General features: G+C 70.1%; 8 protein-coding genes. 6 read left to right on the top strand and 2 right to left on the bottom strand.

Annotated elements, in window-relative coordinates; genetic code table 11:
* Window positions 1-1,235 precede the first annotated feature (1,235 nt).
* Both ABIA38_RS00950 and eccCa read right to left on the bottom strand, forming a co-directional pair.
* The gene (locus ABIA38_RS00950) at window positions 1,236-1,631 is read right to left on the bottom strand and encodes a hypothetical protein (protein WP_424636392.1); all 396 of its coding nucleotides are present in this window, start codon (window positions 1,629-1,631) and stop codon (window positions 1,236-1,238) included.
* Window positions 1,632-1,846: 215 nt separating this feature from the next.
* Window positions 1,847-5,797 carry a type VII secretion protein EccCa gene (eccCa, locus tag ABIA38_RS00955; RefSeq protein ID WP_424636393.1) on the bottom strand — a complete coding sequence of 1,317 codons (3,951 nt, stop codon included), beginning with the start codon at window positions 5,795-5,797 and terminating at the stop codon, window positions 1,847-1,849.
* A 274-nt stretch (window positions 5,798-6,071) separates the two neighbouring features.
* On the opposite strand from eccCa, the gene eccD reads away from it, so the two are divergent.
* The 6 genes from eccD (at window position 6,072) to ABIA38_RS00985 (ending at window position 13,055) form a co-directional block, all read left to right on the top strand.
* Window positions 6,072-7,472, top strand: a complete 1,401-nt coding sequence (eccD, locus tag ABIA38_RS00960) for a type VII secretion integral membrane protein EccD (RefSeq protein ID WP_424636394.1) — start codon at window positions 6,072-6,074, stop codon at window positions 7,470-7,472.
* Between the two features lie 144 nt (window positions 7,473-7,616).
* Complete coding sequence (gene rpsO, locus ABIA38_RS00965) at window positions 7,617-7,904, top strand: 30S ribosomal protein S15 (RefSeq protein WP_424636395.1); 288 nt, start codon at window positions 7,617-7,619, stop codon at window positions 7,902-7,904.
* 298 nt (window positions 7,905-8,202) lie between these two features.
* Window positions 8,203-10,425, top strand: coding sequence for a polyribonucleotide nucleotidyltransferase (locus ABIA38_RS00970; RefSeq protein WP_424636396.1), 2,223 nt, complete (start codon window positions 8,203-8,205; stop codon window positions 10,423-10,425).
* Complete coding sequence (locus ABIA38_RS00975; RefSeq protein ID WP_424636397.1) at window positions 10,422-11,783, top strand: M16 family metallopeptidase; 1,362 nt, start codon at window positions 10,422-10,424, stop codon at window positions 11,781-11,783. The genes ABIA38_RS00970 and ABIA38_RS00975 overlap by 4 nt, the downstream gene beginning before the upstream one ends.
* Window positions 11,784-11,838: 55 nt before the next feature.
* Window positions 11,839-12,591 (top strand): 4-hydroxy-tetrahydrodipicolinate reductase, encoded by a 753-nt coding sequence (dapB, locus tag ABIA38_RS00980; RefSeq protein WP_424636398.1) that lies wholly within the window; start codon window positions 11,839-11,841, stop codon window positions 12,589-12,591.
* A 5-nt stretch (window positions 12,592-12,596) separates the two neighbouring features.
* A complete protein-coding gene (locus ABIA38_RS00985; protein ID WP_424636399.1) occupies window positions 12,597-13,055 on the top strand; it encodes a hypothetical protein in 459 nt (152 codons plus the stop codon).
* The last annotated feature ends 19 nt before the right edge of the window (window positions 13,056-13,074 follow it).

The following is a 13,074-nucleotide window of genomic DNA, read 5'->3' on the forward strand; positions in this document are numbered from 1 at the left end:
ACGCGGGGCCGCGAGTTTCGGGTAGAGCGCTGAACGCGCCTCGCCCGCCTCCGACGCCGGGGACACCGCCGCCACGAGGCGTCGACCCGGGAACACCACTTCTGCTTGGGGCCGGACCCGGGCCAACGCCGCCACCGCGTGGCGATGTGTTCCCCGGGCCTCCGCCGGAGCGCCTGCCTCCACTGTTGGGGGTGATGGCGGGTTCGGATCCCTTGGGAATGATCGGAACACCTGCCGGGAGCGCGCCGGGCGGATTCGTGCCAGGCGGCGCTACGGTCCCGGGACCGTCTCCGGAGATCTGAGGCATCCAAGGACGATCGAGCGTGGACGGAGCGGTCAGCGAACCGTTGCCCTGTAGATCCGTCGACTGTGGGACGTAAGGGGGCGCCCCGCCGGGAGTTGCCGACCCTGGCTGGCTACTCCCGCTCGGCTGACCCAGAGGCGCCGAGTAGATTCCGGTACCTGAGCCGCCGGATCCCGAGCGAGCGTTCGAAGTGTTGCGGCCGTGTCCGTTGGCACTACTACTACCGCCTCCGCCGGAGCCGTTAACTCCGTCGAGTGATGTCGTTCGGTTGATTGGAATGCTGGCGGGTGGATCCGGAAACACCGGCGCAGGCAACGCCTTCAAGTCCGTCGCCGCCACCCGATACGTCGAAGCCAACGTCCGCATCTGCGTTACCGCTTCGCGGTGGGCCGCGTCGACCTGGGCCTTGGCGTCCTGCTGGGCCTTGATCGGATCGACGCCACCCGGGTTGCCGCCGGTGGCCTGATTCGTGACGGCTTTCGAGACCACCGCCACCGGGCCCTGGTTCGCCGTGGCCAGGACTGTCGGGGCCACCCGGGGCATTCGCGACTGGGCCGTGACGAGTTGCTGGCCGACGTGGTTGATGTGTGTACCGGCTGCCGAGACGTAGTCGCCCAGACCCGTCGCGGCGGCGGTCAGACCGCCCGCCCAGGTCCGGAAACTCTCCGCGCTCGGGCCCTCCCAGACGCCGCTCAGGGCCTGGACGGACTGGCTCAGCCCGAGCGTCGCGGTCTGGATTCGCTGCGCCGTACCGTGCAGCTTCTCCGCATACGCGCCCAGAGCCGAAGGCTTCGCCTGCGCGATCATCGCCTGCAACTGCTCCAGCGTGAAGCCCTCGAAGTCCGTCCCCCCGCCGCCCGGTCCCCCGGAAGGTGCCCCGTCCGCATGCACCATCAGATTCCTCCCATGACGCCGACCACGCACACCCGCGTCATTCCACAGCCGCCTTGCGGTCGCTCGGCCGCGATCCCGCCGCGGGCGCCGGTGCGTTGCCGCCGATTCGGGTCAGGATCTCGTTCAGCTTTCGGCGCGTCTCGTCGTCCACGTCGGCCGTGTTCGCGCCCGTGACCTTGACCGACAGCTTCATCGCGGTGATCTGGTCGCGCAGCGTGTCGATCAACTGCCGCAATCTGGTGGCCGTTTCCGTGATGACCCCACCGATCATGGGGGCCTCCGAAAACGACACCCCCAGGTCGTTCGCGCCGATTCCGTGCTCCGCGGGGTTCGCCCCCGGATCCTGCCCGACCAGGTCGGCCAGTACACCCTCCAACGCGCTTTGAAACTTCTCCAGCATCTCCAGGCTGATCTGAAAACCGGATCCCGCCATCGTCAACGCTTCCCCCGAGCTTGGTGACCTTCGACCGCGACCCTCCCCGGCGCACGTCGAACACGCCCACGTGTCGCGGCGTCGTCCATTGATCCATGAATCATCAGCGGATCGCAAGAGGAACCTGACGTTCCGTGATAACTATTCGGATGGTTGTCGACGGGAAGCGGGCCCGGCCGACATCGACCGGGTCTCGCCCGTCTCGCCCCGCCGGCTCAGTCGTCCGGGAGCCAGGCGGTCTGGATCAGTTCCACGCCGCGCCGCCTGGTGATGAACTGCCCACGTCCCGGCGGGAGTTGGGCCGGTTTCACGTTGGCCATCAGGGCGCCCTCGTCGCGGTTGCCGGACAGGATCAGGCCGGATGTACCCAGGTCCAACAGTTTCTGCAGGACCGGTTCGTACAGCGCCCGGCCCGCGCCGCCGCTGCTGCGGGCGATGATCAGGTGCAGGCCGACGTCGCGGGCCAGTGGCAGGAACTCGGCGAGCTGGCCCACCGGGTTGCCGCTGGAGGAGGCCACCAGGTCGTAGTCGTCGATCAGCAGGAACAGCTCCGGGCCGCTCCACCAGCTCCGGTTGCGCAGCTGATCCTGGGTCACCTCCGGGCCGGGCAGCCGCCGTTCGATGCCGCCGCGGATCTCGGCCATGAACGAGGTGAGCGCCGGCGCCGCCGCCGCGTACTCCAGCAGGTGCGACTCCGGGACCACGTCCAGGAGGGTGCGCCGGTAGTCGGACACGATGATCCGGGCCTCGGCCGGGGTGTACCGCTCGCAGATCCCGCGCGACAGCAGCCGCAGGAAGTTGGTCTTGCCCGACTCGCTCTCACCGAACAGCACGAAGTTGGTGTCGACGTTGAAGTCCAGGTACACCGGGCTCAGCGTCGCCTCGTCCACCCCGATCGGGATCGCCCGACCGGCCACCTGCGCGGGCGTCGGCAACTGCTCGTACGGCAGCAACATCGGCAACACCCGCACCGGGGGAGCCGGCGGCCCCGCCCACGCGCTCTTGACCGCGTTCACCATCGCCGCCATGCCCTCGCCCAGGTCCTCCGCCGTCGAGGCGCCGTCGATCCGCGGCAGCGCGGCCAGGAAGTGCAACTTGTCCGGGGACAACCCGCGTCCGGGCGCGCCGGTGGGCACGTTGGCTGCGAGCCGCCGGTCGACCTCGGACTCCATCGTCTCGCCGAGCCGCAGCTCCAACCGGGTCTGGATCTGGTCCTTGAGCGCGGGCCGGATCTCCGGATGCCGGGACGCGGTGAGCACCACATGCACGCCGAAGCCCAGGCCGCGCGTGGCGATGTCGGTGACCTCGGGCTCCAGCGCGTCGAAGTCGTTCTTCAGGGTCAACCAGCCGTCGACGAACAGGAATACGTCGCCCCACGCCTCGTCCGGCAGCGTCCCGGCGGCGCGGCGCCGACGGAACGTGTCGATCGAGTCGATGTTGTTGACCCGGAACATCTCCTCGCGCCGGTCCAGGATGCCCTTGACCTCGCTGACGATGCGCCGCACCCGCTCCGCGTCGAGCCGGCCCGCGACCCCGCCCACGTGCGGCAGGTCGTTCAGCGCGACCATTCCGCCGCCGCCGAAGTCCAGCACGTAGAACTGCACTTCGGCCGGCGTGTGGGTGAGCGCGAAGGAGGTGATCATGGTGCGCAGGAGCGTGCTCTTGCCGCTGCGCGGGCCGCCCACCACCAGTGCGTGGCCGGCCGCGCCGGACAGGTCCGCGTACATCACGTCCCGGCGCTGCTCGAACGGCTTGTCGACCAGGCCGAGCGGCACCACCAGGCGCCCGTTGGCGCCCCAGTCGGGCGAGCACAAGCCGCGATCCGCGGTGACCTGAAGCGGTGGCAACATCGTGTCGACCGAGTTCGACTCGGCCAGCGGCGGCAGCCACACCTGGTGCGCGGGCGGGCCCTGGTTGACCATCCGGCGCACGATCACGTCGAGCACGGTGTCCGCGAGCGCGCTGTCGACGTCCGGCTCCGGCTCCGGCTCGGGCGGCAGGTCGGGCCGCCGGTTCCACATGTTCGCGGCCGTCCACCGGCTCCCGAACAACACCGGCATCGGCGCGCCCGACTGGTTGCGCCGGACCCGGTCCGAGGCCCGGTAGGTACCGGACACGTACGCGGCCTTGAACTGCACCATCGACTCGGTGTCGAACTTGAGGTAGCCCGCGCCGGGCACCGACGGCAGGTGGTACGCGTCCGGCACGCCGATCGCCGCGCGCGACTCGGCGGCGGAGAAGGTACGCAGCCCGATGCGGTACGACAGGTAGGTGTCCAGGCCGCGCAGCCGGCCCTCCTCCAGGCGCTGCGACGCGAGCAGCAGGTGTACGCCCAGCGATCGGCCGATGCGGCCGATCTGGATGAACATGTCGATGAAGTCCGGCTTGGCGGTCAGCAGTTCGCTGAACTCGTCGATGATGATCACCAGCGAGGGCAGCGGTTCCAAGGCCGCGCCCGCGACCCGGGCCCGCTCGTAGTCGTGCATGTTGGCGTAGTTGCCGGCCGAACGCAGCAGCTCCTGCCGCCGGTTCAGCTCGCCGGTGATCGAGTCGCGCATGCGGTCGACCAGGGTCAGGTCGTCGGAGAGGTTGGTGATCACCGCCGCGACGTGCGGCATGTCGGACATCCCGGAGAAGGTCGCGCCACCCTTGAAGTCGGCGAGTACGAAGTTGAGGATCTCCGAGCTGTGCGTGGTGGCCAGGCCAAGGACCAGCGTGCGCAGCAGCTCCGACTTGCCGGAACCGGTCGCGCCGACACACAGGCCGTGCGGGCCCATGCCCTCCATCGCCGCTTCCTTGATGTCCAGCATGATCGGCTCGCCGTTCTGGCCGATCCCGATCGGCACCCGCAGCCGGTCGTTCGGCGGCCTCGGCCGCCAGGTCTGCGACACATCCACCCGGGCCGCGTCGCCGATGCCCATCAGGTCGGTGAAGTCCAGGTTGGCGAGCAGCGGTTCGTCGTCGTCGTGCGCCGACAGGCGCAGCGGGGCCAGCTTGCGGGCGAGCGCCTCCGCGTCGCCCGCCGACAGGAAGTCGGGCACCCCCTCGTACGCCCCGGCCGTCGACTCCAGGGTCAGCCGGTCCTCCTCGGCGATGATCGCCAGGCCGCCGCGCAACTCGTCCAGCGGACCGGGGACCACCTCGACGATGGTCACGCCCTGCAGGCCGTCCGCGCCCGCGAGCAGCGAATTGGCCGGCACCCCGCCGCCGTCCAGGACCACCACCAGATGCGGCTGGTCCAGTACGGGCTGCGCGCCGGTGGCGAACCGCGACCGCCCGGACAGGTCCTCGGCCAACCACTCCTCGATCTCGCCCAGATCGCCCGCGATCATCCGGACCGAGCCCGCGCCGTCCGACAGGGACGGGTGTTGCACGTGTGGCAGCCACTTGAGCCAGTCCCAGCGCGGCAGCGAGGTCGCGTCCGTGGCCACCACGATGCGCACGTCGTCCGGCGAGTGCAGCACCGCGAGTTGGCCCAACATCGCCCGGGTCAGCCCGTACACCCGCTCCGGATCGCCGGAGACCGTCAGGTGATAGAAGGAGCGCAGCGAGATCGCCATCGGCAGGTCGTCCAGCGTCGCCTGGGTGCGCAGGAAGCGCCGCATGGCGTCGGCGCACAGGGGTTCCAACTCCTCCAACGGCGCGGTGCTCGGCGCCACCAGCGGGGTGGACAACTGCTGCTGGCCCACCCCCACCCGGACCTGCCCGAAGTCCGCGTCCCCGGCCCGCCGCTCCCAGATCCGCCGCTCACCCGCGGCCACCGACCACAGCTGCGCCGGGTCCGGGTGCGTCCACAACTGCGCGTCGCGCTGCTTGCGGGCGGTCCGGCGGACCTCCTTGCGCTGCTGCGCCAGGTATTTGAGGTAGTCGCGGCGGGCGTCGAGCATCTGGATCCGGTTGCCGCCGCGCGCCTTGAGGATGTTGGCGACGACCATGACCAGCGACGAGATCATCATCATGCCGCCCATGACGGCCATCATCTTGGGCGCGCCCGGCATGAAGAAGAAGCCCGCCGACCCGAGCATGCCCATCATCGGGAGCACGCTCATGATCCAGTTCTGCTCGGTGGGGCGCTCCAGTTCGGGCGGCGCCTGGAGCTGGATCTCCTCCGCCGGCACAGGAGAAGGCAGCACCCTGGGCGGGCGCTTGACGATGACCACGGTCAAGGTGAATCAGCCTCATCCGTCGCGAGGATCCTTGGACACGGATCGAGCCCGCCGCAGAACACGGAAAAGGAGCAGGTGATGTGAGTCAACCCACCCCGTCAGGGTCGTCTCCAGGCACACATGGGCCGGTTGAGCCGTGCGTGTGTGCGCCGATACTACTGGCCGACCCTTTCCGCGCCAGTGGCAAGCCGGGGCACGGCGTATAGAGTTCGTCGTCATCGCGGGCCCTTCGGGGTCGGGTACGGGGCGGCTACAAGCAGGGGGATCTGCACAGGTGAACTCCACGACCACGACGGTCACCACCGGGTTCGCCCGGATCACCGTCATCGCGCCGGATTGCCGCGTCGATCTCGCGCTCCCGGAAGAGGTCCCGCTCGCCGAGTTGTACCCGGAGATACTGCGGCTGTCGGGACAGACCCAGCGCAACGGCACGGTGACCGGGTTCCAGCTCACCCGGCTCGACGGTGAGGCCCTGGACAGCGCGCTCACCCTGGCCGCGCAGCACGTGCGCGACGGGGAGCTGTTGCGCTTCACCGCGCTCGCGGACGCGCCGCCGCCGCCGGTCTACGACGACGTCGCCGACTCGGTGGCCACCTCCGTGGCCGGCGACAACCGGTTGTGGACGCCGGAGATGTTGCGGATCGCCGGCCTGTCCGGCGCGGCCGTCTTCTTCACCCTCGGCGCGCTCGTGTTGTGGCGGATGACCCCCCTGCCGCACGGCCTGCCCGCCATCGTCGGCGGCTCGCTCGCCCTGGTGCTCACCGTGGTCGCCGGCGTGCGGGCCCGGGTCTACGGGGACAGCGTCGGCGGCGCGGTGCTGGGTCTGGGCGCGCTGCCCAACGCGTTCCTGGCCGGTCTGGGCACCATCGAACCGCCGGTGCGCGAGGGCCCGGGCCGGGTCCAGTTCCTGGCCGGCTGCGTCGCCGTACTCGTGGTCGCGACCCTGATCGCCGCACTGCTCCCGGAGAAGGGCGCCGTCTATATCGCCGGCGCCGGCGCCGGCGCGCTCGGCACCCTCGCCACCTTCGGCCTGATCACCTTCGACACCGGCCCCCGCCAGGCCGCCGCCGTCACCGGCACCGTCGCAATCGCGATGATCGCGTTCCTGCCCTCGTGGGCGGCCCGCCTGGCCCGCCTGCCGATCGGCTTCCTGCCCTCCGACGCGCCCACCGCCCGGCAGTCCGACACGCTCGACCACGCCGACGTGGCCGCCCGCGCGCGCAGCGGCCACGAGGTGCTCAGCGGCCTCACCGGCGCCTGTGCGACCACGATCGTCGCCGCGTGTGTCGTGCTCGGCAACGTGAACACGCTGTGGACCCAGATCCTCACCGCGGTGCTGGCCCTGGTCACCGTCGCCCGCGCCCGCCTGTTCCGGCACACCACGCAGGTCACCGTGCTGTACACGGCCGGCCTGCTCGGTCTGGCGATGCTCTTCGTCGGCCTGGCGCTGAACACCGGAATGCTGGAGAAGGAGCGCCAGGGCTGGATCTTCGCGCTCGTCTGCGCGGCCGGCGCGCTGCTCGCGATCATCGCCACCACGGTGCCCTCGCGCGGCCTGTCCCCGTTCTGGGGACGACTGATGGACGTGCTCGAAGGCATGCTGATGATCTCGGTCGTGCCGCTGTGCCTGGCGGTACTGGATCTGTACGACAAGCTGCGGAACATCACGGCCTGATCCGCTCCTGCTAGGGTTGTCCGTATCCCGGAGCCGCGTGCCCGGGATGCGCGCTGTCCGTGGGCCGCGCGTCCGCACCATGTGAGCCAAGTTGCCTCCGTGAGTCAGACCGGGGGCGCTCACCACCTTGCAGAGGGAGAACACGTGTCGCTCGACACCGCAACGAAGAAGCAGATCATGGCCGACTACGCCACCAAGGAAGGCGACACCGGCTCCCCCGAGGTGCAGGTCGCGATCCTGAGCTACCGGATCAACGAGCTCACCGGCCACCTCAAGGAGCACAAGCACGACCACCACAGCCGCCGGGGCCTGCTGCTCCTGGTCGGCCAGCGTCGTCGCCTGCTCGGCTACCTCGCCAAGAAGGACATCGAGCGCTACCGCACGCTCACGGACCGGCTGAGCATCCGCCGCAGCGGTGTCGGCATCCGCTAATCACGCACGACGGGGGAGCGGCTTTCGCAAGCCGCTCCTTCGCCGTATCCGGACGCGGCCTTTGTAGGCTGTGTTCCGCGACACCCGAAAGCCGCACCCGCGGCGACGAGCAACAACGAAACAAAGACGAACAAAGACTGGGAGCGCCGCGTCGCGACCAAGGCGCCGACCTACAGCGCCGGTCCTCGGTAGTGGCCCCCGGGTAACGCACCCGGGTGCTTCGATCGAAGACCGGCTCGGCCGGCCCTCAGGCGTCATGCGCCGCGGACCTCCCTCGAAACGAACGAGGAGGGCACCCGTGGAGGGTCCCGACATCAGCTTCGCCGAAGCAGTCATCGAGAACGGCACGTTCGGCAACCGCACCATCCGCTTCGAGACCGGCCGGCTGGCCCGGCAGGCCGCCGGCTCCGCCGTGGTCTACCTGGACGACGACACCATGGTGCTCTCGGCCACCACCGCCTCGAAGCGCCCGAAGGACCAGCTCGACTTCTTCCCGCTGACGGTGGACGTCGAGGAGCGGATGTACGCCGCGGGCAAGATCCCCGGCTCGTTCTTCCGCCGCGAGGGCCGCCCGTCCGAGGACGCGGTGCTCACCTGTCGGCTGATCGACCGTCCGCTGCGCCCGTCCTTCAAGAAGGGCCTGCGCAACGAGATCCAGATCGTCGAGACGATCATGGCGCTCAACCCGGACCACCTCTACGACGTCGTGGCGATCAACGCGGCCTCGATGTCCACCCAGCTCGCCGGGCTGCCGTTCTCCGGCCCGATCGGCGGCGTCCGGGTGGCGCTCATCGACGGCACCTGGGTCGGCTTCCCCACGCACACCGAGCTCGAGCGCGCCGTGTTCGACATGGTCGTCGCGGGCCGCGTGCTCGAGGACGGCGACGTGGCGATCATGATGGTCGAGGCCGAGGCCACGACCGGCACGATCGAACTGGTCAAGGGCGGCGCCGACGCGCCGACCGAGGAGGTCGTCGCGGACGGCCTCGAGGCGGCCAAGAAGTTCATCAAGGCGCTGTGCGCCGCGCAGGTCCAGGTGGCCGAGAAGGCCGCCAAGGAGACCGGCGAGTTCCCGGTCTACCTGGACTACCAGGACGACGTCTTCGAGGCGCTGGCCGCCGCGGTGACCGACGAGCTGTCCGCCGCGCTGACCATCGCCGGCAAGCAGGCCCGCGAGAGCGAGCTGGACCGGGTCAAGGACCTGGCCGCGGAGAAGCTGCTCCCGGCGTTCGAGGGTCGCGAGAAGGAGATCGGCGGCGCGTTCCGCGCGCTGACCAAGAAGCTGGTCCGGCAGCGCGTGCTGCGCGACAAGGTGCGCATCGACGGTCGCGGGCTGACCGACATCCGCACCCTGTCGGCCGAGGTCGAGGTCATCCCGCGCGTGCACGGCTCGGCCCTGTTCGAGCGCGGCGAGACCCAGATCCTGGGCATCACCACGCTGAACATGCTGCGCATGGAGCAGATGCTCGACACGCTCTCGCCCGAGACGCGCAAGCGCTACATGCACAACTACAACTTCCCGCCGTACTCGGTCGGCGAGACCGGCCGGGTGGGCTCGCCCAAGCGCCGCGAGATCGGCCACGGCGCGCTCGCCGAGCGGGCCCTGCTGCCGGTGCTGCCGGCCCGCGAGGACTTCCCGTACGCGATCCGTCAGGTGTCCGAGGCGCTCGGCTCCAACGGCTCGACCTCGATGGGCTCGGTCTGCGCGTCCACGATGTCGCTGCTCAACGCCGGCGTGCCGCTCAAGGCGCCGGTCGCGGGCATCGCGATGGGCCTGATCTCGGACGAGGTCGACGGCAAGACCGAGTACGTGTGCCTGACCGACATCCTCGGTGCCGAGGACGCGTACGGCGACATGGACTTCAAGGTGGCCGGCACCAAGGAGTTCGTCACCGCGCTCCAGCTCGACACCAAGCTCGACGGCATCCCCGCGTCGGTGCTCGCCGGCGCGCTCAAGCAGGCCAAGGACGCCCGCCTGCACATCCTCGACGTGATGATGGAGGCCATCGACACGCCGGACGAGATGTCGCAGTTCGCGCCGCGCATCATCACCGTCAAGATCCCGGTGGACAAGATCGGCGAGGTCATCGGCCCGAAGGGCAAGATGATCAACCAGATCCAGGACGACACCGGTGCCGAGATCACCATCGAGGACGATGGCACGATCTACATCGGTGCCTCGGACGGCACCTCGGCCGAGGCCGCGCGGGCGACGATCAACGCGATCGCCAACCCGACGATGCCCGAGGTCGGGGAGCGTTACCTGGGTACGGTTGTCAAGACCACCACGTTCGGCGCGTTCGTGTCGCTGATGCCCGGCAAGGACGGCCTGCTGCACATCTCGCAGCTGCGCAAGATCGCCGGCGGCAAGCGGGTCGAGAACGTCGACGACGTGATCAAGGTCGGCGACAAGGTGCAGGTCGAGATCGCCGAGATCGACCAGCGCGGCAAGCTGTCGCTCGTCCCGGTCATCGAGGGCGAAGCCGACGCCGAGGTCTCCGAGGACGCTGCCGCCAAGTGACGTCCTCCTCGTCGAAGAACCAGGCCGCTGCGTCCGCGCAGCGGCCTGGTTCCACGAAGACCCTGCTGCGTGACGCGGACGGCACCGGTGCCGTCCGCCGCACGGTCCTGCCCGGCGGGCTCCGGGTGATCACCGAGAGCATGCCGTCCGTGCGCTCCGCGACGTTCGGCATCTGGGTCGGGGTCGGCTCGCGCGACGAGACCCCCGCCCTGGCCGGCACCTCGCACTATCTCGAACACCTGCTGTTCAAGGGCACCGAGAAGCGCGACGCGCTGGAGATCTCCGCGGAACTGGACGCGGTCGGTGGTGAGATGAACGCCTTCACCACCAAGGAGTACACGTGCTACTACGCACGCGTCCTCGACACCGACCTCCCGCTCGCCATCGACGTGATCTGCGACATGGTGACCGGCTCGCTGATCGACGCCGAGGACGTGGACGCCGAACGCGGCGTGATCCTCGAGGAGATCGCGATGAACGAGGACGAGCCCGGCGACCTGGTGCACGAACTCTTCTACGACGCGATGCTCGGCGACGCTCCGCTCGGCCGCCCGGTGCTCGGCACCGTCGAGTCGATCAACGCGCTCACCCGGACCCAGATCAACGGCTACTACAAGCGCCGGTACAAGGCGCCCAACATGGTGGTCACCGCGGCCGGCAACGTCGACCACGCCAAGGTGGTGCGGCTGGTCAAGAAGGCGTTCGCACACGTACGCGTGGACGAGGACGCGGTGGCCGCCGGGCCGCGCGCCGGTGGGCGCGCAGTGCGTTCGGCCGGCCGGGTACGGCTGCTCAACCGGCCCACCGAGCAGGCCCATCTGGTGCTCGGCATGCCGGGGTTGGCCCGGGACGACGACCGGCGGTTCGCGCTGAGCGTGCTCAACACCGCGCTCGGCGGCGGGATGAGCTCGCGGCTGTTCCAGGAGATCCGGGAGAAGCGCGGGCTGGCCTACTCGGTCTACTCGTTCCACTCCGGCTACGCCGACCTGGGCGTGTTCGGCATCTATGCCGGCTGCCAGCCCAAGAAGGCCCGCCAGGTGATCGAGATCTGCCGGACCGAACTGGACAAGGTGGTCCGCGAGGGCCTGCCGCAGGACGAGATCGACCGGGCCATCGGGCAGTTGCGCGGCTCGACCGTACTCGGCCTGGAGGACACCGGGTCGCGGATGAGCCGGATCGGCAAGAGCGAACTCGTCTACGGCGAACATCTCTCCGTCGACGAGGTGCTCGCCCGGATCGCCGCGGTCACCGCGGCCGAGGTGCACGAGGTGGCCGGGCAACTGCTCGGCGCCCGACCGACCCTGGCCGTGGTCGGACCGTTCGCCGACGACGCGGACTTCGTCGCGGCGTCCGGCTGATCGAGCTTCGCAGTGCCATCGCTGACATATCGCTGACTGGAGAGTGCGCGACATCATGACTGCAATCCGGGTGGGTGTGATCGGTGCGGCCGGCCGTATGGGGTCGGAGGCGTGCCGGGCCATCGAGGACGCGGCCGACCTCGAACTGGTGGCCCGGATCGACGACGGCGACGACCTCGCCGGCCTGGCGCAGGCCGGCGCGCAGGTCGCCGTCGACTTCACCCACCCGGGTGTGGTGATGGCCAATCTCGAATACTGCGTCGGCGCCGGGATCCACGCCGTGGTCGGCACCAGCGGATTCACCCCCGACCGCCTGGCGCGGCTGCGCGAGTGGCTCGCGAAGAGCCCGGAGACCGGCGTCCTGATCGCGCCCAACTTCGGCATCGGCGCGGTGCTGATGATGCGGTTCGCCGCGCAGGCGGCCCGGTTCTACGAGTCGGTCGAGATCGTCGAGCTGCACCACCCGAACAAGGTCGACGCGCCCAGCGGCACCGCCCGCCGGACCGCCGAACTGATCGCCGAGGCCCGGGCCGAGGCCGCGCTCGGCGAGTTGCCGGACGCGACGGTGGACGACCCGGACGGCGCGCGCGGCGCCAAGGTGGACGGCATTCCGGTACACGCGGTCCGGCTGCGTGGCCTGGTCGCCCACCAGGAGGTGCTGCTCGGCGACGCGGGCGAGATGCTGACCATCCGGCACGACTCGTTCCAGCGCACGTCGTTCATGCCGGGCGTGCTGCTCGGGGTGCGCCGGGTGGTCTCCGCGCCGGGTCTGACCGTGGGCCTGGAACACTTCCTCGACCTGGGCTGAGCATCGTGAAGCAACGTGTCACCGCGCTCGTGCTGATCGCGGTCCTGGTGTTCTACGTGTTCCTCGTCGGGAGTCGCGGCCTGATCGCGATTCGCGACGGGGAACCGGTCACCATCGTGCTCGGCTTGGCCATCCTGCTCGTGCCGGTCGTCGGCGCCTGGTACATCTGGCGCGAGGTGCGCTTCGGCTTCGCCATGCAGCGGTTGGCCCGCGAACTCGAGGCCGAGGGCGGGCTGCCGCCGGACGAACTGGGCCGCACCCCCGGCGGCCGGGTCGACCGGGACAGCGCGGACCGGGTGTTCGAACGCCGCAAGGCCGAGGTCGAGGCCGCGCCCGAGGACTGGCGGGTCTGGTACCGACTGGCCGTGGCGTACGGCGACGCGCGCGACAACGCACGCGGCCGGCGGGCCATGCTCACCGCGATCCGGCTGCACGCGGGCAAGACGCCGGCCGCCTCGGTCTGACGCCCGGGCGCCGGGGCGT

Source organism: Embleya sp. AB8 (assembly GCF_049739465.1).
GTDB lineage: Bacteria > Actinomycetota > Actinomycetes > Streptomycetales > Streptomycetaceae > Embleya.